This is a genomic window from Roseibium aquae, assembly GCF_008711285.1.
Taxonomy (GTDB): Bacteria; Pseudomonadota; Alphaproteobacteria; order Rhizobiales; family Stappiaceae; genus Roseibium; species Roseibium aquae.
The window spans coordinates 327,828-348,897 of record NZ_VXDC01000001.1 but is presented as its reverse complement, the minus strand read 5'-3'; the positions used below and the strand labels follow the sequence as shown (position 1 = coordinate 348,897).

Annotated in this window: 14 protein-coding genes; 2 read left to right on the top strand and 12 right to left on the bottom strand. The window is 60.0% G+C overall.

Annotated features, from left to right (window positions below):
* Positions 1–71 precede the first annotated feature (71 nt).
* The 10 genes from F0184_RS01485 to F0184_RS01440 form a co-directional block, all read right to left on the bottom strand.
* Positions 72–1,484: a 3'-5' exonuclease gene (locus tag F0184_RS01485; RefSeq protein WP_150493726.1), complete on the bottom strand. Its 1,413-nt coding sequence runs from the start codon at positions 1,482–1,484 to the stop codon at positions 72–74.
* Positions 1,484–2,005 carry a hypothetical protein gene (locus F0184_RS01480; RefSeq protein WP_150493724.1) on the bottom strand — a complete coding sequence of 174 codons (522 nt, stop codon included), beginning with the start codon at positions 2,003–2,005 and terminating at the stop codon, positions 1,484–1,486. Before F0184_RS01480 ends, F0184_RS01485 begins: the two co-directional genes overlap by 1 nt.
* 151 nt (positions 2,006–2,156) lie before the next feature.
* The gene (locus F0184_RS01475) at positions 2,157–3,986 is read right to left on the bottom strand and encodes a DUF294 nucleotidyltransferase-like domain-containing protein (protein WP_150493722.1); all 1,830 of its coding nucleotides are present in this window, start codon (positions 3,984–3,986) and stop codon (positions 2,157–2,159) included.
* Between the two features lie 103 nt (positions 3,987–4,089).
* Positions 4,090–5,874, bottom strand: coding sequence for a sodium:solute symporter family protein (locus F0184_RS01470; RefSeq protein WP_150493720.1), 1,785 nt, complete (start codon positions 5,872–5,874; stop codon positions 4,090–4,092).
* An 11-nt stretch (positions 5,875–5,885) separates the two neighbouring features.
* Positions 5,886–6,146, bottom strand: a complete 261-nt coding sequence (locus F0184_RS01465; RefSeq protein WP_150493718.1) for a DUF4212 domain-containing protein — start codon at positions 6,144–6,146, stop codon at positions 5,886–5,888.
* A 705-nt stretch (positions 6,147–6,851) separates the two neighbouring features.
* A complete protein-coding gene (locus F0184_RS01460; protein ID WP_150493716.1) occupies positions 6,852–8,039 on the bottom strand; it encodes an EAL domain-containing response regulator in 1,188 nt (395 codons plus the stop codon).
* Between the two features lie 4 nt (positions 8,040–8,043).
* The gene (locus F0184_RS01455; protein WP_150493714.1) at positions 8,044–10,539 is read right to left on the bottom strand and encodes a PAS-domain containing protein; all 2,496 of its coding nucleotides are present in this window, start codon (positions 10,537–10,539) and stop codon (positions 8,044–8,046) included.
* Between the two features lie 21 nt (positions 10,540–10,560).
* Complete coding sequence (locus F0184_RS01450) at positions 10,561–11,292, bottom strand: hypothetical protein (protein WP_150493712.1); 732 nt, start codon at positions 11,290–11,292, stop codon at positions 10,561–10,563.
* A 28-nt stretch (positions 11,293–11,320) separates the two neighbouring features.
* The gene (locus F0184_RS01445; RefSeq protein WP_150493710.1) at positions 11,321–13,252 is read right to left on the bottom strand and encodes an adenylate/guanylate cyclase domain-containing protein; all 1,932 of its coding nucleotides are present in this window, start codon (positions 13,250–13,252) and stop codon (positions 11,321–11,323) included.
* A 40-nt stretch (positions 13,253–13,292) separates the two neighbouring features.
* Positions 13,293–15,482 (bottom strand): caspase family protein, encoded by a 2,190-nt coding sequence (locus tag F0184_RS01440; protein ID WP_150493708.1) that lies wholly within the window; start codon positions 15,480–15,482, stop codon positions 13,293–13,295.
* Positions 15,483–15,592: 110 nt separating this feature from the next.
* On the opposite strand from F0184_RS01440, the gene F0184_RS01435 reads away from it, so the two are divergent.
* Entirely contained in the window at positions 15,593–16,237 is a 645-nt protein-coding gene (locus F0184_RS01435; RefSeq protein WP_150493706.1) for a class I SAM-dependent methyltransferase, read from the top strand.
* A gap of 84 nt (positions 16,238–16,321) precedes the next feature.
* Positions 16,322–17,245 (top strand): glucosamine kinase nucleotide-binding domain-containing protein, encoded by a 924-nt coding sequence (locus F0184_RS01430; RefSeq protein ID WP_172971940.1) that lies wholly within the window; start codon positions 16,322–16,324, stop codon positions 17,243–17,245.
* 326 nt (positions 17,246–17,571) lie between these two features.
* Here F0184_RS01430 and F0184_RS01425 read toward each other — a convergent pair whose 3' ends face one another.
* Together F0184_RS01425 and F0184_RS01420 are read right to left on the bottom strand one after the other, a co-directional pair.
* Entirely contained in the window at positions 17,572–19,812 is a 2,241-nt protein-coding gene (locus tag F0184_RS01425) for a TRAP transporter permease (RefSeq protein WP_150493702.1), read from the bottom strand.
* Positions 19,813–20,019: 207 nt separating this feature from the next.
* Positions 20,020–21,003, bottom strand: a complete 984-nt coding sequence (locus tag F0184_RS01420) for a TAXI family TRAP transporter solute-binding subunit (RefSeq protein ID WP_150493700.1) — start codon at positions 21,001–21,003, stop codon at positions 20,020–20,022.
* Between the last annotated feature and the right edge of the window lie 67 nt (positions 21,004–21,070).

The following is a 21,070-nucleotide window of genomic DNA, read 5'->3' as shown; positions in this document are numbered from 1 at the left end:
CGTCAAACCTGCGCCGGGCCAGGCACGAGCGCCCAATCCATGAACCGGCGCTGTCCAGTCGGGACAAGTGTCTAATTCATGTCTTTCAGCAAACGGCCGTGCTTTCGGGTTTCCCGCACCAGATCGCCGAAGCTGTCTATCCCCCGCGATTTCAAGATAGGCAGCGACTTGCAAAGGACCGCGGCGGTGACCCTGGCATCGCCGAGAGCGGTGTGGCGGTCTTCAGGAGGAATGACAACGCCCAGCCGCGCGCAAACGGCATCCAGGCTGTGGTCCTCGGTCGCCCCGAACACCACCGCCGAAAGCAGCACGGTATCGACAATCGGATGATCGAACGCCAAGCCCGTAGCCTGGCCGTGCCGCTTGAGGAAGGCCATGTCGAACGGTGCGTTATGCGCGACAATCACAGAGCCTTCGGCAAACTCGTGAAACCGCGCAACCACGGTCGGAGCATCGGGCGCGCCGGCCACCATGGCATCCGTGATCCCATGGACCTTCGTGGAGGCAGGTGTAATCGGCCGGCCCGGGTCCACCAGTTGATCCATCACCTCGCCAACGACAACCCGGCCATTGACCACCCGAACGGCACCGATCTGGACGATCTCGTCCTTGCTGGGCATCAAACCGGTGGTCTCCGTATCGAAAACGGCGAAACTCAGATCGCGCAGCTTCCGGTCTTCGATGGCGCGTTCCGATTCGTGCTCCGACAGATCGAAATCATAGATTAATGGGCGCCCGGCCGCCGGAGCCAGCTTGGATTCGGCGCTGTCGATCAGGATCATGTAACCCGAGGCCTGACTGAGCTTCTTCAGTTTCAACCGGAAGGAAAAATTGCCGCGCGCGCCCCGAACCTCGGCTTCAACCTCGCCGCCATGACCCGAAAGACGGTCATAGGCGGCTCGAAGATCACCTTCGTTGAAATAGTCAAAGGCCGAAGAACTCAAGCGCGGAACATGAACTTGCCCGAGAATATCCGCCGACTGGCCGTCATAGAGCATGATTTGATGGGTTGGACTGACAAGAACAATCGCAACGGGGATCTCGGTCAACAGCAGTGCCAGATAGGCCCGTTCAGCCGCAAGCCGGGAGGTTTCCGCCGCCACCTCCTGATCCGCATCTTCCATGACGCTGGCGAGCCGGCCGGTGACCGCCCCGATCGCGGGCGCCAGATCGCCGAGGTAGCGAGCCTGTTCCAGATCGATGGAGATGCCCGGATCGGAATGGGCCTTGACCCGCATGGCCGCCGAAATCCGCTGAATCGGCTTGGCGACATTTTCATCAAAGAGCAGCCAAACGCCGGTGCAAATCGCCGCCAGAATGAAAAGGGCCAAAATTCCGGCAAACACGAAGCCCGCCTCCGGCCCGGCCTCTGAAGCCCGTAGATACCCCGCGTAGAGAGCACCTCCGACACCTGCGCAGCCCGCAGCCGCGAGACCGGCAAACATCAAGAAGATCCGAAGCCGCAGACTAAGCGAGCGCAACATCACCCGGCCCCGCAAATCGTCCGCACGACAGGGTCGGCTGGCGGAACTTGGATCCAATCCGCACCCTCGATCTGTCCACTCGTGCCGAAGGAAATTCCGTCGGCCAGCGCCGCCCGCCGCGATCCGGGACAATCGGCAAGCACGGGAAGCTTATGCACCGGCGCCCAGCGCCCGAAAAAGTAGACATCCGCGAGTTTGAGGCCCGGCTGATCCGGATGATTGCGGAGTGTGACGGTATCGACCGCGACAAACCGTTCGACGAACGGCTTTACGTAAGTCCAAGGGCGGTAGAGTGCCCGGTTCTCGACGGTCTCAGCGACAATCAGGCCCTCGGGAAGAGTCTCCGTGGTTCGGGCGTACCAGCCATACTCGCTGGAAATGGTTGTCGCGAGCATGGCCGCGCCGGCGCCGACGGGCGCGAACCATCGCGGCAAACGGCGGCCGATCATCAGGTTGGCCAACATGACCAACCCGGCTCCGGCCAGCCCCGCAATCAGGGTTGCGATGAGTTCGACGAACATTCCGGTCCTCCCTCAGCGCGGCCAGGTCTTGCGCCGGCCTGCGCATGTCGTCCCTTTGAAGATCAGCGGGCCTTGCATGAACGCCCCGAAGTGATCCCATTTGATTGGCCGGTCATCTTCGGGCGTTTCCGGCAAAATGCCCCTCTATGACCTAGCCTAGCATGCCGCGCCCGTGCCCGACCGCTGACTGCATCGTCTTGACGACGACAAAAGCATCTCGCAGGTGGCTCCGCTCAAAGTCCGACAACGCGGACGGCAACAAAAAGTTGTCCGGCGCCTGCCCCGACTTCACAAGCGAGGCCTGATGTTGAAGCCGTGTCTCGGCAATCAGGTCATAGGCGTCCAGCAAGTCCCCGGCGCCCGATTTGCTGAGTTGACCGGTCTCGCGGGCTTCCACCAGCCGGGCACGCGTGTTGACGGCCGTGATTTGCCCCCTGAGCGCATAAATCCGGGCCAGATCCACGACCGGAACAACGCCGTTCAGCTTCATGTCGAGGGAGTTCTTGTGCTCGCCGGACCGGATCGTCGCCAGCCCGCGAAGCAGGTTCAGCGGAGGTGTGTGCTTCAAGGAATTGGCAATCATATGGGCCACGAAGATCGAATTTTTCGAAGCAAGCTCCAAGGTTTCTGCCTGCAGGTTCTGAAACAGGCTCATCTCGCCGCCAATCGGGCGCAGGTCGAACATCACCGAGCTCAGCATTTGCGCTTCCGGATCCGGAGTGTGGATCCAGCCAGTGAAATAGTTCTTCCAAACATGTATGGGCTGGCACCAGCGCGGGTTGGTCGCCATCATGTCTCCGGGACAATACACATAGCCGCAGGTGTTCAAACCATCCGTCACCAATCGCGCAAGATCGGCGAAATACCCGGTTCTATCGGCAACGCTCACCCCATCGTCCAGAAACAGGCAATTGTCCTGATCGCTCACCCCAGTCTGCTCCTGGCGGCCCTGTGATCCGCAGGCCAGCCAGAGGTAAGGCACAGGCGGAGGCCCGAGCTCTTGTTCGGCCAATCCCAAAAGCCGGCGGGTCGCGGTATCCGCGATATCCGTGATCAAACGCGTCACCACCTCATGGCGCCGCCCCCCGGCCACAAGTTGAACCAGCAGTTTTGGGATCCGGCCGGTGACCTTGGCGATGTCCTCGGCCGACTGCGCCCGTGTAATCTCGCTGACAAGCTCCGCCGAGTTCACCGCCTGAAAACGGGTCAGATCGGTTTGCGTCACAATTCCTGAGAGGCGGCGTCCTTCGACAATCGGCACATGGCCGATCCGCCGTTCCATCATCAAATGCAAAACATCGGATCCGATTGCCGACGGTGCGAGCGTCATGGGGTCGGATGTCATGACCTTCTCGATAGCCGTTTCAATCGGCAGGCCCTCGGCGAGAACCTTGCCTGACAGATCCCGCAGGGTCACGATCCCCGCCAGATCGCCGTTTTCATCGGTCACGCATAGGGAAGACACGGAACTATCCCGCATCTGCCGGGCCGCGGCTTGAACCGTTGTTCCCAAACAGCAGGTCAATGGGGTTCGTGTCATGAAAGTCTCGACCCGGCTTGAAGCGAGATCATTTTGCGGAAGGTTGACCTTCCGGCCACGGTCGAAGAACCGGGCAACCGCGCTGTGATTCTGGATCAAGTCCTGGAACATACGAGGCGGGACGACGAGCAGTGTCGAAGCTTCTTCCGCCCTCGCCTGGGTCACGGCCCGGCCGTTGAGCAACAAGCCGCGTTCGCCAAATGAATTTCGCATGCTGAGACGGCTGATGACGGATCCGTTTTCATCCCGGATCTCCACGGCGCCTTCGTAGATGATGAAAAGCCCGGGCAGTTCAGAGCCGAACTCATAGATGCTGCCGCCTTCTTGTAAGGTCCAAACCTCTGTGTCTCGAACCAGGGATGCCTGAACATCCGGGGAAAGCGCGTCGTAGGGATGAACGGATTTGAAAAACCGAAGGATCTGTTCGGGGCTCAACGACATTCCTCAAACCTTTTCATCGAAGAAAAAGTCCCGCCCGGCCAGGCCGGGCAGGATGGAAACGTGCAGGTGCGGAGCCTTGCGGACAAAGCCCCGCACCGCCTGCCTAGTGGTCTTGGGCCACACCGGCGCCGCGGGGAATCCGCACGCTTTCGACCAGCCGCTCGATATCGGCAGGGATCGGTCCGGACGCCTTCGATACGAAATACGCCACTGCGAAATTCACCAGTGCTCCGATCACGCCGAATGAGGTCGACTTGATCGGGCCGAGAAGCGGATCGTTATCGCTGAAGGTGTTGGTATCGGGAATGAAGAACCAGCCCTTGTGCAGGAAGATGTAGATCAGCGTCACGGACATACCCGCGATCATTCCGGCCACCGCACCACGGCTGTTCACCTTGGTGAAGATCCCCATCATCAAAGCCGGGAAGATCGAGGCGGCCGCCAATCCAAAGGCCAGCGCCACTGTCTGGGCCGCGAACCCGGGGGGATTGAGCCCCAGATAGGTCGCCACGACAATCGCCGCCGCCATCGCAATTCGGGCGGAGAGCAGTTCCCCTTTTTCTGAAATTCCCGGAGCGATCGCGCCTTTGATCAGGTCGTGGCTGACCGCCGACGAGATCGCCAGCAATAGCCCCGCTGCTGTCGAGAGAGCCGCGGCAAGCCCGCCCGCCGCAATCAACCCGATCACCCAACTGGGCAGGTTGGCAATTTCCGGATTGGCCAGAACCAGGATGTCCTGGTTGAAATTGGTCAGTTCATTCCCGACCCATCCGTTTTGCTCGGCGACGGCCTGCATGTCGGAATTGGCATCGTTGTAGTACTGGATCCGGCCATCGCCGTTCTTATCTTCCCAACCCAGAAGACCGGTTTTCTGCCACGTGTCCATCCAGTCATACTTCGGATCGTCCTCGATCTGCTGAAGCGTCACGGCTCCGCCGGTGATCCCGCCATTTGGCCACATCATGTCGGTGATGTTGAGCCGCGCCATGGCACCGACTGCAGGAGCGGTGACGTAGAGCAAGGCAATGAAGACAAGGGTCCAGCCTGCGGACCAGCGGGCATCCGAGACCTTCGGGACGGTGAAGAAGCGCATGATGACGTGCGGAAGGCCGGCCGTACCGATCATCAGCGACAAGGTAAAGAGCACCATGTTCAAAGTGTTGGCATGGTGGCCGGTGTACGAGGCAAAGCCGAGTTCGGTCACGATCTGGTCGATCTTGGCAAGCAGCGGCTCGCCACTGGCCAGGTCATTGCCGAACAGGCCGAGACCGGGGATCGGATTGCCGGTGAGTTGCAGGGAAATGAAGACCGCAGGAATGGTGTAGGCGGTGATAAGAACAACATACTGGGCCACCTGTGTATAGGTAACACCCTTCATGCCGCCAAACACTGCGTAGGCGAAAACAACCGCGGCACCGATCAGAAGGCCGGCTGTGTTGCTCACCTCAAGGAAGCGGCCGAAGGCAACGCCAACACCGGTCATCTGACCAATCACGTAGGTCACGGACGCCACGATCAGGCAAACAACCGCAACGATCCGTGCCGTCTGGCTGTAGAACCGGTCGCCGATGAATTCCGAGACCGTGTACTTGCCAAACTTGCGCAGATAGGGCGCGAGAAGCAACGCGAGCAAGACATAGCCACCGGTCCAACCCATGAGGTAGGTCGAGTTGTCATAGCCGGTGAAGGCGATCAGACCTGCCATGGAGATGAAGGATGCGGCCGACATCCAGTCAGCAGCGGTTGCCATACCATTGGTGACAGGATGGACGCCACGCCCTGCAGCGTAGAATTCGGAAGTGGACCCGGCTCGGGCCCAAATAGCGATGCCGATGTAGAGTGCAAAGGACGCACCAACAAAAAGCAAGTTTATTGTAAACTGATCCATGATGACTGCCTTCACTCTTCGTCTACACCGTACTTTTGATCAAGTCGGTTCATCCACCAGGCATAGAAGAAAATAAGCGCAAGAAAGACCAGAATGGACCCTTGTTGCGCGAACCAGAAGCCAAGGTCCGATCCTCCAACCGAAATGCCGCTCAGCAACGGCCGCAGCAAGATGCCAAAGCCGAAAGACACCAGCGCCCATATAACGAGGCAGATTTTGATGATCCGCATATTCGCGGACCAGTATTCATTATTTGAAGAATTATCGGACATAAGGTCTCCTCCAAGTCGTCCGGACGCCATTTTTACCGTGTTGTGCTTGGACAACACGGCAAAATACTTTCAAAGGCCCCAGTCGGGCCGCCGATGCTTTTCCTTTTCACACAGGATACAACTGCCCCTATGAGGTTCAGGCCTGTATTCCCAGTGTCAGAACACGGCTTCGGCAAAACCAACCGGCAGGGCAGTTGCGAACCGTTTGTCCGTCGCAGCCGTCATGACCTTTCGAAATTTGCGGCAAGTCTAGAGTGACGCGTGCGATCGAAACATAATGACGACTACTTACGGGATCGATTGGAGAGAACCCGAACGAAAGTAGACGTTGCAGTATTGCGGGCAGACCGCTACAAGCGGTGCCCTTTCGCGCGGCACGGCGAATACCTGCGCCCTTTCCGGCCGGCATGGCATCTTCCAGCTGCGCGCCGGCCTGCCACTCGAATCAGCGTGTCGAAATTTTTTATAATATATTTCAGATACTTAAGAATCACACAAACGCGCAGCTGAAATAGCGTCAGCGGAGAGTTTCAAAAACCGACCGGAGAGATCCCGATGCCCTTCGGCACCACAGAACCGATAAAACCACGAGTTTAGACTATGTAATGATTTCGACTAAAGAACGACCGAAAACGGCTCGTTCATCGCTCCGTTTCGGATGCATACAGCCCAAAGTATAAGTGAGACACCCGTGTGTCTTCAGGATCAACCGCTTGCTATGGCGCCATTTTCCCGGGCCCAGGTGAGCAAAGCGTCGGCCGGCATCGGCTTGGCCACGAAATAGCCCTGAACGGTATCGACACCGAGCGCGGACACAAGATCCCATTCGGCTTGCGTTTCGACACCTTCGGCCACCGTCTTCAGACCGAGCCGCTTGGCCAGGTCCACGCTGGATTCCAACATGGCGCGCGCTTCTTCGTCGGCCGGCGCCCCGTCGACAAAAGCCCGGTCAATCTTCAGTTCAGTAAAGGGAATCCGCTTGAGTTGCTGCATTGAGGATGCCCCGGTTCCAAAGTCATCGATGGCCAATCCGATGCCCTTCAGTCGGAGCCTTGTCAGAATCTCCAGGGGCGCTGTCACGTTTTCCATGATCCGGCTTTCCGTGACCTCCAGGATCACGTTTTCGGGATCAATGCCGTTCTCGGCAACGGCCGAGACAACGAGATCATGGACCTGAAAGCGGGTCAGGGACTCGACGGAAAAATTGACGGCGACTTGGATGCGCAACCCCTCCCGGAGCCAGTGCGCCGCGGTCGCCATGGACTTCCGGAACACCTGATCCGTCAGCTCGTCGATCAGGCCGTTTTCCTCGACAACAGATAGAAACGCGATGGGCGGCACCAGGCGGCCATCCCCGTCCCGCCAACGCACGAGTGCCTCCACGCCCGTGAGACGGCGATCAGCCACCGAGACCTTCGGCTGAAAGAAGACGTCGATGCAATCCGAGGCGAGACCCGCCCTCACTGTTTCCAGAGTAAGAATGTCCAAAGGCGGACGCGGTGACCGGGAGGTCTGAGCACCATGTGCGTCTATCATCGCTTTGAGCGGTTCGAGCTTGAGCGGCTTCTGCACAACCCCCAACACATTCAGCCGATGGGCTTCGGCCAGTTGCCGCGCTGTCTGAAGAATCCGCTTGTCTTCCCCGCTGATCAATATGATCGCGCAATCCGCGCCGCGATCCGCCAGATGGCGAAGAAACTCGAGCCCATCCATTCCAGGCATGTTGAGATCGCACAGGATGATGTCCGGGCGCTCGATTTGCACGGCCTCCAGCCCTTCACGGCCATCGCGCGCAGTTGCAACCGTCTCGATCCCGAGCTTGGCAAGCATACGGGTGGTCAGATTGGTGATAAATGCATCGTCATCGACGATCAGGGCCTTGATGATCTGCATCACATCACCTTTTTTGATGCCGGAATCCGTCTATTGCAGTCGCAACCGCTTCCATAGATGGACCAAGCTTTGGAAACTCTGCGTTAATGGTGGACCAATCTGCGGCCTTGCCCGCTTGGTCCAGCACCTGACACAGATCGGCAAGGGCATGCGCCCCGATGGACCGGGCCGAAGACTTGAGTTTGTGGGCCGCCGCGCCGATCTGCGCCGCCGAACCGGACTGAAGCGCGGTTTCAATCTCCACCACCATCTCCCGGGAGGGGTCGATGAAATCGGCCAAGACTTCACAAACCGTCTCAAGATCCTCACCGAAGATATCGGTCAGGGCCGACAAGTCGAGCGGGTCGCGCGCCTCCTCACCGGTCGATTGGCATTGCGCGTTGTCAAGATCCGGCTGCATAACGGCGGCAAGCCTTGGCCCTGCCTGTGCACCTTCGTCATCGTTTTCGCGAGGCGGCAACCAACGGTCCAGCAGGTGTTTGAGTTTCGCCATCTCGAGAGGTTTCGCCAGATAGTCGTCCATGCCGGCCTCAAGACAGCGAGCAGCCTCGCCAGCCATGGCATTCGCCGTGATGGCGATGATGGGAAACCGCTTTCCTGTTCCGGCCTCCCCGGCCCGTACGGCTTGGGTCATTGCGAAACCATCGAGCCTCGGCATGTGAACGTCAGACAGAGCAATCGCAAACCGTCCCGAACGGATCGCGGCCAACCCGGCCTCGCCGTCTCCGGCGATCTCGCATCGATAGCCCAGAAGCCTCAATTGGCGCCGGATGACGTCCTGGTTGGTTTTGTTGTCTTCCACGACCAGGATCAAGTCGTTGCAAACGGGAGCCGCATCCGCTGACGGGATCTGCTGCACGACGGAGCCCGTCTTCCCGGTTGACGCTGTGGAAGGAGTCCGGCCCATGGCCCTGTTAAGAACAGTTTCCAGATTACGTCGTGTCAGAGGTGTCGCGGGGAGTGTCAGGACGGCGGCAACGGGCGGCGGTTTGCCAATATCGCAGGACCGGATCTCGACGATGACACAGGTTTCTCCAAGGTCCGGATGGCCGGGCAGGTCTTCCACCAGATCCTTTGCATCCGTCTCCCCAAACCCGAGCCCCAAAAGGACAGCGTCGTATGGAAGACCCGCTGCGGAAGCCTCCCGGACGGCCGCCGCCATCTCCTCAGCCGTGTGCACCAGATCGACCCTTGCCCCGAGGCTTTCCGGGTAGGTTTTCGCGATCAGATTGCGCAGCGGCTCATCAGGCACCAGGTATAAAAGACGCAAGCCGGCAAGATCGCCGCGACCGTCAGGTTCCGAACTGCCCGGCACAGGATGGGTGAGGGTCACGGTGAAGACGGCGCCGGTCCCCGGCGCGCTCTCCACCTCGATCGCGCCGCCCATCAATTCGACCAGACGCCGCACGATCGTGAGACCAAGGCCGGTTCCCCCGAACAGACGGGTGGTGCTCGGATCGGCCTGCTGGAAGGGCTGGAACAGTTTCCCCACCTGTTCAGCCGACATGCCGATACCCTGATCGCTGACCTGGTAGCGCACCGTTGCCTGACCAGCTTCGAGACGCGCAAGATCTGCCCGCAGGCTGACGCAGCCCGTTCCGGTAAACTTCACGGCATTGCCCAGCAGGTTGAACAGGATTTGGCGCAGCCGGACCGGATCGCCTTGAACCTGCGCGGGAATTTCCGGATCGCAAAAGGTGAAAAGCAAGAGCCCCTTGGCGCTCGCATTCGGCCCCATCGTCTCCCCAACACCCTCCACGATATCGGCAAGGCCGACGCCGACAGCCTCCAGGTCCATCCGGCCGGCTTCGATTTTCGAAAAATCCAGAATATCGTTGATGATGGTCAGCAGTGAGAAGGCCGACTCACGGATGGTCGACGCCATGTGCCGTTGGTCTTCGTCGAGATCCGTATGGGCGAGAAGGTCGATCATTCCGACAATGCCGTTCATGGGCGTGCGGATTTCATGGCTCATCGTGGCCAGAAACAGATCCTTGGCCTTCGTTGCGCTTTCCGCCTTTTCGCGCAGCGCTTCGGCGCGCTGCCGGTTCGCCTCCGCCTTGTCCATCATTTGAATGGTTTCCTGACGGGCGAGCGTCAGCTCTTGCATCTGCGAGACAAGCTGAAGGCGGGCTTCGACGCGTTCGGTGACATCCGAGTAGGTGCTGACAAATCCCCCGCCGGGCAAAGGCCCGCCCTTGACCTCGATATAGCGGCCGTTCCGGCGCGGACGTTCGAAGGAATGCGGCTCGAACCTGCGCGCCCTTTCCATGATGTCCTGGACAATAGCATCCGGGTTGCCATCCCCGAACTCACCGCGCTCCACGTCAAAGCGGACAAAGGCCTCAAGGCTCTGACCCCGAAAGACCATGTCGTCGGGATAGTCCCGCAGTTCGCGGAACCGCGCATTCCAGGCGACAAGCCGCAAGCCGTCGTCATAGGCGGCGATACCTTGCTGGATACTGGCAAGAACGCCTTCAAGCATCTTCCCTTGGTCCACGCAGGTCTCTCCTTCCGGTTTTCAGTTCCCTGCACCGATTCCCGCATGCACCCGTTCGATCAACGTCAGGGCCTGCCTCTTGCACTTGCGATCGACAAGCCATCCAAGGATGGCGCCTGGAGCCCCCCCGGCAACATCCACAGGCGCAACGGCAAGCTCAAGATCGCGGAGGTCGCCGCCGACCGATACCATCATCCGGCCATCCAGGGCGAACGGCGACGGCAGCGTCAGCGTTTGATCCCCCGCCGGCCAGTCGATATCCGTCAGCCGTCCGGCGGCGCTGCGAACGGAAACGGCTTCCGCCCGCGCAGCGTCCCTGCGCCAGAGCACCACGTTTTCCGGTTCCGTGCAGCGGGGTCCGGAGCTGTCGACACTGACATGCCAAATACCCGGAGGAACGATAAAATCGCCATCGGTCTTCCGGGACGCGCCCATGACATTGGAGCGGGCGTCCGGATCTCCAACCAGCGCCAGAACGGCGGACCAGCGCGGCTCGGCGGTCCGCCCCGGATCAGATTCGGCTTGCCCGGCCGGAAAACCGGAATAGGGACCGTCCAGAACCTGCATCGCGCCACTTCTTGACAGAACGGTGATCCGGGCTCCCGCGGGCAGGGAAATCGCCACGCTTTCATCAAGCCTCGTTCCAGGTTCCAAACCGGCGTTGCCGGACGCCGCGACGACAATGGTCTCGGCGTGCGCAACTCCAAGAAACAAGGCCATGAATACCAGCCACGACACACAAATCTTCGGCATTTGCGTTTCTCCGGCCTTTCAGTGCGCTCTATTTTTCCGACAGGACAACTGTCGCGCCGGTTTCCCCGTTTCGCAAGCGTTTGAGATGCAGGCGGCTCGGACCATCTTGCGGACGGTAGCTCAACACCCGTTCAAAAAGGGTTTGCGCCTGGGCGCTCCCGCTCCCCAGAAGCTTGAAGGCCTCGCGGTAGTCCGCGACCCAGTCTTCCTCAGCCTCGGTTTCGGACAAGGGTTCATGGCATCGCAGCCCTTGACTGCGGCCTTTTAAAACAAGATCGCCGAGCGGGCGAAAGGCCCGGTTTGGACACGCGCTCGCCACAGCCTCGCTGACACAGATCCGGGATCCGAGGTATTTGTTGGCCCCCTCAAGACGGGCAGCCGTGTTCACCGTGTCCCCCACCCCGGTGTAGTCGAAGAAGCGTCCACCTCCAAAATTGCCGATGACCGCCTCCCCGCTATGCACACCGATACGGGTCACACCCAAACGGACACCCCGCTTTTGGAGCGATGCCCTGTATTGCTCGGCTGTCGCATCCAACTCAAGCGCCAAAGCCACTGCCGTTTCGGCTTGCTTCGGATTGTCCTCCGGCGCGCCCAGAAAACAGACCACAGCGTCGCCGATAAGCTTGTCGAGCGTCGCCCCATGTTTGAAAACGACATCGCAGACCGCATCCAGATAGCCATTCAGGATATCGGCAACCTGATCCGGAGGCAGCTTTTCGGACAGGGATGTAAACCCCTCAAGGTCGGTGAAAATATATGTGACCAGGCGTTTTTCGCCGCCCAGGGCAAGCGGAACCTCCCCGGAGGCAAGACGCCGGACCACCGCCGGGCTGACATATTTTTCAAAAGCGGAAACGACAAAGGCCCGCTCCATCCGGTCATGACGCCATTTGACCAGCGCCAGCAGAAAAACGCAGGTCAGTGCCGCCACCGCCGGACCAAGAACGGGCAGCACAAAGACACCCTCATGCATCCCGGCAAACGCAAGTCCCAGATAGGAAACCAGGGCGGCCGCGAACCAGACAAAGAATGTCTTCGGGCGATTGACAAGCGAAAACCCAAGCGCGGCAACAACCGTGATGATGCTCAGCAGCCCGATGGTTTGCGCAAATGTGGGCACCGGCAAGGTTCGTCCGGACAACAATTGCGCGAGCACATGCGCATGGACCTCGATGCCGGCCAGGCTCCCCGAAGCTGCGCCTTCCAATGACGCCAAGGGCGTGGGATGTCGATCCACTCCCGGCAGATCCGTACCGATCAGAACATGTTTTTCGGCAAACCAATCCTCCGGCAGAAACGCAACGGTGTGTGCGGGATATTTCGCGAATGCGCCAGAATGCGCCTGATAGCGGATCCGGTTGTCGAAATGACTCACGGGAAATGCCTTGCCGGCAACGGCTTCGGTGAAAAGCGGGGTGTCATCCTGGCGCTTGGGCAAATGCCGCAGAATGCCGTCGGCATCGTCGCGTTGGAGTTCGACAGACCCGGCTACCCGGTCTTCCAGAACCTCCTTCAGGTATGCCGACTGCCGAACAGTCAGAAAGCTGTCCGATACGCTGGCGAGAATAGCCGGGGTCTGGATCGTGTCGAGCGCGCCGAGCAGGGCCGCGTCCTTGGCAGGCTCGCTCGGACCATCGAGCAGAATGTCGAGGCCGACACTTGCCGGATCCATACGATCGAGGGTCAAGAGGAGTTCGGCCAGAAACTCGCGGTCGATCGGGGAGCGATAGGGAAAGCCGGCCAGCGTGTCCTCTGTGATGGTAACCACGACGATCCGGTCCCGCGCCCCGCTGTCATCGGGTGCGAGATTGAGAACGGCGAAATCCCCAAGGATCGGATCCAGACGGCCGGCGACCGGCAGGGCGACCAGAATGGCAAGCAAAACAGCAACTATGCCGCTGGCAAAACGTGACCATGGCCCGCGTGCCGGACGCCCAGGTGCCACCGGATCGCTCATTCAACACGCCTGCGAAGCGCAAGCAAACGCGGCATGCGGTCTATTTCGGGGCATCGAAACGCTGGACTTGAGATTGGGAGCCATCCGCATAGGTCAGTTGCACCGACATGAATTCGGTTGGCTTCGGAATATCGGTAAACACCGTCGAGCCGGGTCCGCTGCTGGGAATAGCATGCGGATTGTCCGGGTCACACTCGCCAATCTCGAAGGACTGATCGGGCGTTTCAGTGTCGAGCCCATAACGGACTTCAGAAATGGCGCAGCGATAGCTGATCAGATGGGTGAAATAAGCGAGCCGCCGGCCATCAAAGTCCTGGTAGCTGATCCATCCGTTCGGCATGCGTTCCAGAATGCTCTTCTGGCTGGCCACGAGAGCCATATTCGGATTGAACCGGATGGGGAATGGCCCCTGCTCCTGGCCGCGGATGTCTGTGTATTTGACCGCAATGTCCATGGCCTCAGCGTTTCCGGGCAGCTCGAACATCGGATAAGCAATTGGCCGGCCTGTGGTCGGATCGAAGGAGTTGTCCAGAAAACCGGTCGACTTGAAGTCCTGGTCCGGAAGTTGGACGAAGATTTCCTGGACCCTGTCGGCAATGGCCAGACTGACCATCCACCCCTGGTTTGAGCGCATGGGATTGAGCTTGATCGGGTTGGTCAGAGCGGCGGTGTTGAGAACCGACAAGGCCGCAAGGCGCGTCCTTGCGTCCTCAAGCCAGTCCGCCGCCATCTGCTGGTCGATGAAGTACCGCAGGAAGCGCCCATCGTCGACGCCTTCCATGAACTTCGTCAACAACTCCTGTTCACTGGTCTTATCCGCCAGAGACTGTTGGCCGACGCGGGCAGCGGAAAACTCCCGGCTGAGCTCATAGTAGGCCGGCGTGAAATCGGGATAAGCGGTCAGGAACGCCTCCATTCGGCGGATCCGCTCGTCGCGCTCCTCCAGAAGAATGCCCGCAAACAAGGTCGTTGGGTCCCGCCGCCCTTGAGAAAAGGCATTGTAGACCTCGCGCGCACCGGTGCGCCCTTCCTGGATCTTCAAGACAGCCTGAAAGCGCACATGCGGGTCGACTTGAGGCTCACCAAAAGCGAAATATTTCAGATAGTCCTGCCGGGCCATCGGATAATCGCCCTTGATTTCCCTCAGCCGTGCATTCGCATAGAACTCATGCGGCCGCTGCGGATTCTCCACCAGAAGCGAGCGGCTCTGGATCTTTGCGAACAACTGCTCGATCTGCCCCGAGGCACCTGACCCCGCTTGGGCCAGCCGGGTTCTGGCCAGATCCGCGAAGGCGCCGTTCGGAAAGCGTTCCAGATACGCCTCCAGTTCCGTCCGGTCGTTGGACTCCTTGACGTCATTCCAGAATTGGAGCTCCAGTTGAACAACGCTTTCGCTTTGCGGCCCTGCCGGTTGTCCGCCCGCCGGGGCTGTCGCCGCATCCGGCAGAAGGACAATATCCGTGGTCAGCGAGGAGTGATCCCAGGGCACTTGCTCCCCACGGGTCGCATCGACAACATGAAGGCGAACGCGCTTGAAGACAGCCTCGATGGACGCGCCCGGTACGAGCATTTCCCGGGCAATGGCTGCGGTGTACGGGCTGTTGAGCCCGGCGCCGTCCGTCGCCGTGCTGCCAGGCGCGGTCGCAAACGATATGAAGGTCCCGCGTGGCGTGCTGGTGAGGAGCGAGAAGCCCCCGGCCGTTCCTCCCGCGGACCGCGTCAGCGCCGTGTTCCGGCAGGCATCCAGAATGACGATATTGGCTCCTTCGTGGGAGGCCTCGACAGCATTGAGCACCCAGTCGACCGAGAGGGCTTCGAACTCGGCGTCGATCTCGTCCCGAAGATCGGCGTTGAGCGGGGCCAAATAATTCTTCCCGCCGGCCTCAAACCCATGACCCGAATAATAGAACGCCGAAATGCTGCCCTCAGGAGCCTGCTTCAAGGTCTCCGTGAAATCCCGAACGGTCCGCTTCATGGTGCGAAGGTCGGCATTGAGCACCAATTCCACTTCAAAACCGGCAATGCGCAAACTGTCCGCGATCAGCGCCGCGTCGTTGGCGGGGTTCTTGAGAGCGGTCAGGGTGTCGCTTGTATAATCCGCATTGCCGATCACCAGGGCATGGCGTTCACCGGCCAAGCCTGGTCCGGACAGCCAAAATGTGCCGACAATGGTCCAAAAGAAAAGCAAGAACAGGGGGCTCAAGTAAAACTTGCCAAGCCGATTGCACATGACGCGTCTCCGTGACCGGACTTTTGCCCGCCGATTTGATAGGACTTCGCACCAGCCGTCAATTGCGGGGTTTGACGTGCCCCATCCTGTATCAACGATGAGAGAGCAGTATGACGAAATCGGAAGACCCCCGGTTCTGGGATCGCATTTCAACAAAGTACGCGAAATTCAAAATCTCCGATCCGGCTGGCTATGAACGCACGCTGGACCGCACGCGCGCGCTTCTCAAGCCGGACGATACCGTTCTGGAGCTTGGTTGCGGCACTGGCTCCACCGCCTTGCGCCTTGCCAGTGCGGTCAAGACCTATCTGGCAACCGACTTTTCGCCTGAGATGATCCGCATAGCCCGGGAAAAGGCCGACGCCGAACCGGTGGAGGGACTGTCGTTCAAGGTCGCAACAGCCGTCACCGTCGACCAGGATCAGGGATCGTTTCAGGCCGTTCTCGGCTTCAACTACATCCACCTTGTTCCTGATCTTGCCGGGGCGCTCGAACACATCCACGCGCTTCTGGCACCGGGCGGGCTGTTCATTTCCAAAACCCCATGCCTCGGTGACATGAATCCGTTGATCCGCTACGCGCTTCTTCCCGCTCTTCAGGCCATCGGCAAGGCGCCGCATCTGCTCAGTCTGCGCACCAACGAACTGGAAGCTGCGATCGCAACCGCCGGGTTCGCCATCCTGGCGAGTGAAACCCACGCCACTAACGGAAAGAAAGGCCGCCCCTTCATCATTTCCCAAAAAGGCAGCGCATGATGATCGATGGTCGCGTGCGTCCAAAGTCCGCATTATCAGCCCGCCCGGCCAACCGGGTGGCGGCCGCCGCTTAGGAACACCCAGATGACAGATTGGACATCCCCGCTTTTCATTGGCATCGACGGCGGCGGATCCACTTGCCGGTTCGCGCTGGAAACGCATACCGGCAGGTATGAAACACAGCTTGGCAGTGCCAACGTTCATACCGATCGCTCAAGAGCCCTGGGAACCATCAAGGACGGGCTGGTCAGCATCCTGGCGCAGGCCGGCCTTGATCCCAACCGCCTTTCGTCGGCCTTCATCTATGCCGGATTGGCCGGGGTGGTGGACGAGGCCCAGGCACGTCAGATCGCGAAGGAACTGCCCGGCGCGCGGGTCATGGTGGAAGATGACCGGCCCTGCGCCGTAGTTGGCGCGCTGGGGTCGACCGCCGGAGCTGTCGCCAGCATGGGGACCGGATCGTTTCTGGCCAGCCAAGGTCCCGATGGCACCCGTTTCCTGGGCGGATATGGTGCGGATCTTGGGGATGAAGGGTCGGGCGTTTGGCTCGCCAAAGCAGTCCTTGCACGGACCCTGCATGCCCGGGACGGGATCGTGGCAGACACACCTCTGACCGACACGATCTGGCGGCGGTTCGACGGCAGCCTTGCCGCCATGCTGTCGTTTGTCGGAGCCGCCCGGCCCGCCGAACTGGCGGCGCTGGCCCCCTTGGTTGTGGAAGCCGCGGAGAAAGGCGACCGGAATGGGCAGGATCTCATGGCATCGGGGGCCGACTATATTGGCCGCGGTCTTCAAGCCCTCGCTTGGAGCCCGGGCGATCGCCTGTGCTTGCTCGGAGGGTTGGGTCCGGCCTATAGGCCTTATCTTGCCCCTGAAATTTCCGCCTGCATTCGCCGGCCGGAAGGGACCGCGCTTGACGGGGCGCTGCACTTGGCCAAGCGCCTTGGCACCGCGTCAACGGCTGCGGGCGAGGTCCGGGTAGACACACTCTTGCCCCGTCCGGAATGACGGGCTTCAGGACCACAGGACCTTGATCCACCCAGTGTGAGGCCACTTGGAATGCTCTCGCGAACAGGGAAAAATCCGTTTGCGGCCAGTCGTGAGAAAACCCCGGATGTCCGGAGCTTTCTCAGACTTCTGACAAAGGTGCGGCTGATCCTGTAGCTCATCTTGAGGTGCAAAGCAGAGCGAAGCCTCGAAAGATCGGCAGCCAAAACAAAAGGGCGCTGCAGATCCTTCGAGACGATCCTGCTGACCTCCTCAGGATGAGGGGATCAACAGGCCTTGTCATCATCGTAAGAGAACCCCGGATGTCCGGGGCTTTCTCGTTTTCTCTAATCCGCGCCCCGCACCGGAACCGTGGCTCCGGGTTTGGGATGGATTACACGCTGCACGGCGAGGACAACGGCCGCGATCCCCAATCCGATGGCATCGGACACCAGCCCGCCTTCGATCATGAACAAGGCCGAAGCCACGAGCCCCACCCGCAAGAACCAGACGGCGGACTTGCCGAGGAACCAGCCTTGAACGCCGGAACTCAAGAGGAACACGCCGACAACCGCCGTCACGGCCGCCCGCACGATTTCCACCACTGTCCCGTCCATCAAGATGGCTGAGTTGTAGAAGAACATGAACGGCACGATAAACGCCGCGATTCCGATCTTGAAGGACGTCACTGAGGTCTCCATCGGGTTTGCTCCCGATATCCCGGCCGCCGCGTAACTCGCCAGAGCCACAGGCGGCGTGATCGCCGAAAGGACCGCGAAGTAGAACACGAAGAAGTGCGCCGTGAGTTGAGGAATCCCCAACTGAACGAGCCCGGGGGCAACCACAGACGCGGCAACGGCATAAGCGGCCGTTGTCGGCATTCCCATGCCGAGCAGGATGGAGATACACATGGCGAAGAACAAGGCCAGAAGCTGACTGGTGTCGGCAAGGCCCAGCAACAGGGCCGAGAACCGGGCGCCAACACCGGTCAGCGAGATCACGCCCACGATGATCCCGGCACAGGCACACACAGCGATGATCTGGATCGACATGTGGCCCGCGATTTCAAAGGCCTTGAAGATCGAACGCGGCCCCATCCGATACGGGGTGAGCCACGACACGACGGCCGCTGAGATGGTGGCCAGTGCGCCGGCCCGGATCACCGAATACCCCATGAACAGTGCGTAGATCAGGATCAGGATCGGGAAGAACAGATAGACCTGACGCACCATGACCGCCAGTTTCGGCAGTTCATCGGAACGCATGCCCCGCATCCCAAGCTTCGCCGCCTCGAAATCGACCATGAAGTAGACCGATACGAAGTAGAGAATCGCGGGGATAATCGCCGCGATGGTGATGTCGGTATAGGGAATTCCGGTGATTTCCGCCATGATGAAAGCCCCGGCGCCCATGATCGGCGGCATGATCTGCCCGCCGGTCGAGGCCGCCGCTTCCACGGCTCCGGCCGTCTTGCGGTGATAGCCGACCTTTTTCATCAAAGGGATCGTGAGCGAACCGGTGGACACAACATTGCCCGCCGACGTGCCATTGATCATGCCCATAAGGCCCGATGCGAAAATGGCGACCTTCGCCGGACCGCCCCGGGCGCGCCCGGCTGCGGCAAACGCGAAATTGACGAAGTAGTCACCAACCTTGGACGCTTGGAGAAACGCCGCGAAGATAATGAACAGAATGATGTAGGTCGAAGACACGGCGGTCGTCGGCCCCAGGATCCCGGCATCGGTATACACTTGGCTGAAGAACCGCTGCCAGGTGATGGCCGGCGAGTTGAGGAAGCCGGGCAGCTTGTCGCCGATGAAAACATAGACGAGAAAGATGCTGGCAATCACGACAAGCGCCATCCCGGCTACCCGGCGGGTCAGTTCCATGATCAGGGCAGTACCTGCCACGGCAGCGATTGAAATCCCTATCGGAGCGAACGGGGTTCCGGTCGAATTCCGCATCAGTGTGCCGTAGATCGTGATCAGGTAGGTGGCGACCGCCACGGCGCAGACGCTCAGAACGACGTCGGGAGCGGAAAACCCGGACCGCTCGCGCCGGTGGAACCAGGACAGAGCGATACCGCCTGCGGTCGCAATGATCAGCGGCAAACCGAAATAGTAGGTCTCGTTGAAGCGGATCCTTGCGTCGATGCCGTTCCACATCACGCCGTTGCTGATCTCAACCGCGAATGAAAAGGCCATTCCAAGCGCAAAAAGCGCCGGCGCCATCAACACATATGCGGCATAGCCGAGGACCGGGGTTTCCTGCCCCTTCTCGGGAAATGTCAACCGCGGACCGAACATCAAAAAGCCGAGAATGAGCGCGCCCGCCACGTGGACGATCCGGAAATTCCAGGTCTCCATCGGGAAGGCGGGCAGCAACGGGATGCGAATGCCCGTAATTTCGTAGATCGATATGCCGTTCAATGCTGCCATATGAAAGGCCGCATAAAGGGCGCCGGCCACGCTCATGAGCGCGAGTGAACTGCCGGTGAACAGACGCCGATTCGCCTCGACCGGTTCTTCGTCCACGCCTTTGGCGATGACGTGTTCGTCTTCAGTATCGGATGGTGTTGCTGATGTCATGGTCCCCCCCTTCTCCAGGCAGGCGGTCTGCCGGAGGACTGTAGCATGTTATGGCCCGGCACCGCACACTCATGGCTTCTCCGGGATTGTTATAGGTCTCAAGCATCGGGTGTTCGAGAAACACCCGATGCTTCAATATTTTGGGATCATTCAGCTTCTGGACCAAAGTTGCCCGGTGCTGACCGACCTGCGCCAAGGCGCAGTGGATCAGTTGCCGTAGATCATGTCATCGGGGATGTTGGCGCCGGCGTTCTCCTTGAACCACTCGGCGGCACCCGGATGCCATTTCAGGACATTGTTCTTGTCCCAATGCTCCGGCAGGGTGGAGCGGGCGGCCTTGTGAATGCCGACCATCCGCTCATTGTCGGACATGACGACGTCGACAGCGGCCTTCACGAACGAAGCGGGCAGGTCGCAGTTGGCGATCGCGAAGTTCCACATGGAAACCGAGCGTGCCGGGTTTTCCAGCGTCGAGTAGGTCGAAGCGGCGATTTCAAACGCGGAAACCGGGAAGGCTTCGATGATTTTGGCCTGCTCTTCCGGCGTGAACTCGATAATGTTGATATCGGTCTGCACTTCAAGCTGGCTGACGGCCGGAACCGGCACACCTGCTGCGAATGCAATCACGTCCAAAAGACCATCCTGCAACTGGCCACCCAAGTCCGACCAGCCACCATTGCGGCGTTCGAATTCGATCCCGAGGGCTTCCATCATCCGCGGGAAATAGGTGTCCGATGTTGAGCCCGCCGGACCGAAGCCGATTTTCGCCCCGGCCGGGATATCCGCGACGGAGGTGATTCCGGACGAAGACAAGGCAGTGATCGAGAACGGTGTTTGATACATCGGGAACATGGCGCAAGCCTTGTCCATCTGCAGTCCCGGCGCGATCGGGTTCGTACCGGCCAGCGACTCGGCCGCCGGACCCATCGTGGTCATGCCGAATTGCGCGTCACCGGTGTGAACCAGCGCCATGTTCTGCATCGGGCCGCCGGTCACTTCGCCGCCGCCGGAAATTCCCAGCTCTTCGGCAACGAGGTTTGCCCAGCCTGATCCATAGGCGAAAAACGTCCCGCCTTGTGACGCCGTGCCCACGGTGAAGCTCTCCGGCCAACCGGTCCGGTCCTCAGCGGTTGCAACCGTTGCTCCCATCGCCAAGGCGACGAGCGTTCCTGTCATGACTGTGAACTTCATGATTTCCTCCTGACTGATCCGGGTCCGTGATGATGTATCAATGGCCCGGCTTTTCTTCGGGAGAAGG

Excerpts from the sequence above, each read along its gene's own strand:
- F0184_RS01485 (WP_150493726.1), bottom strand. The coding sequence starts at position 1,484 with ATGTTGCGCTCGCTTAGTCTGCGGCTTCGGATCTTCTTGATGTTTGCC.
- F0184_RS01480 (WP_150493724.1), bottom strand. The coding sequence starts at position 2,005 with ATGTTCGTCGAACTCATCGCAACCCTGATTGCGGGGCTGGCCGGAGCC.
- F0184_RS01475 (WP_150493722.1), bottom strand. The coding sequence starts at position 3,986 with ATGTCGTTGAGCCCCGAACAGATCCTTCGGTTTTTCAAATCCGTTCAT.
- F0184_RS01470 (WP_150493720.1), bottom strand. The coding sequence starts at position 5,874 with ATGGATCAGTTTACAATAAACTTGCTTTTTGTTGGTGCGTCCTTTGCA.
- F0184_RS01465 (WP_150493718.1), bottom strand. The coding sequence starts at position 6,146 with ATGTCCGATAATTCTTCAAATAATGAATACTGGTCCGCGAATATGCGG.
- F0184_RS01460 (WP_150493716.1), bottom strand. The coding sequence starts at position 8,039 with ATGCAGATCATCAAGGCCCTGATCGTCGATGACGATGCATTTATCACC.
- F0184_RS01450 (WP_150493712.1), bottom strand. The coding sequence starts at position 11,292 with ATGCCGAAGATTTGTGTGTCGTGGCTGGTATTCATGGCCTTGTTTCTT.
- F0184_RS01445 (WP_150493710.1), bottom strand. The coding sequence starts at position 13,252 with ATGAGCGATCCGGTGGCACCTGGGCGTCCGGCACGCGGGCCATGGTCA.
- F0184_RS01440 (WP_150493708.1), bottom strand. The coding sequence starts at position 15,482 with ATGTGCAATCGGCTTGGCAAGTTTTACTTGAGCCCCCTGTTCTTGCTT.
- F0184_RS01435 (WP_150493706.1), top strand. The coding sequence starts at position 15,593 with ATGACGAAATCGGAAGACCCCCGGTTCTGGGATCGCATTTCAACAAAG.
- F0184_RS01430 (WP_172971940.1), top strand. The coding sequence starts at position 16,322 with ATGACAGATTGGACATCCCCGCTTTTCATTGGCATCGACGGCGGCGGA.
- F0184_RS01425 (WP_150493702.1), bottom strand. The coding sequence starts at position 19,812 with ATGACATCAGCAACACCATCCGATACTGAAGACGAACACGTCATCGCC.
- F0184_RS01420 (WP_150493700.1), bottom strand. The coding sequence starts at position 21,003 with ATGAAGTTCACAGTCATGACAGGAACGCTCGTCGCCTTGGCGATGGGA.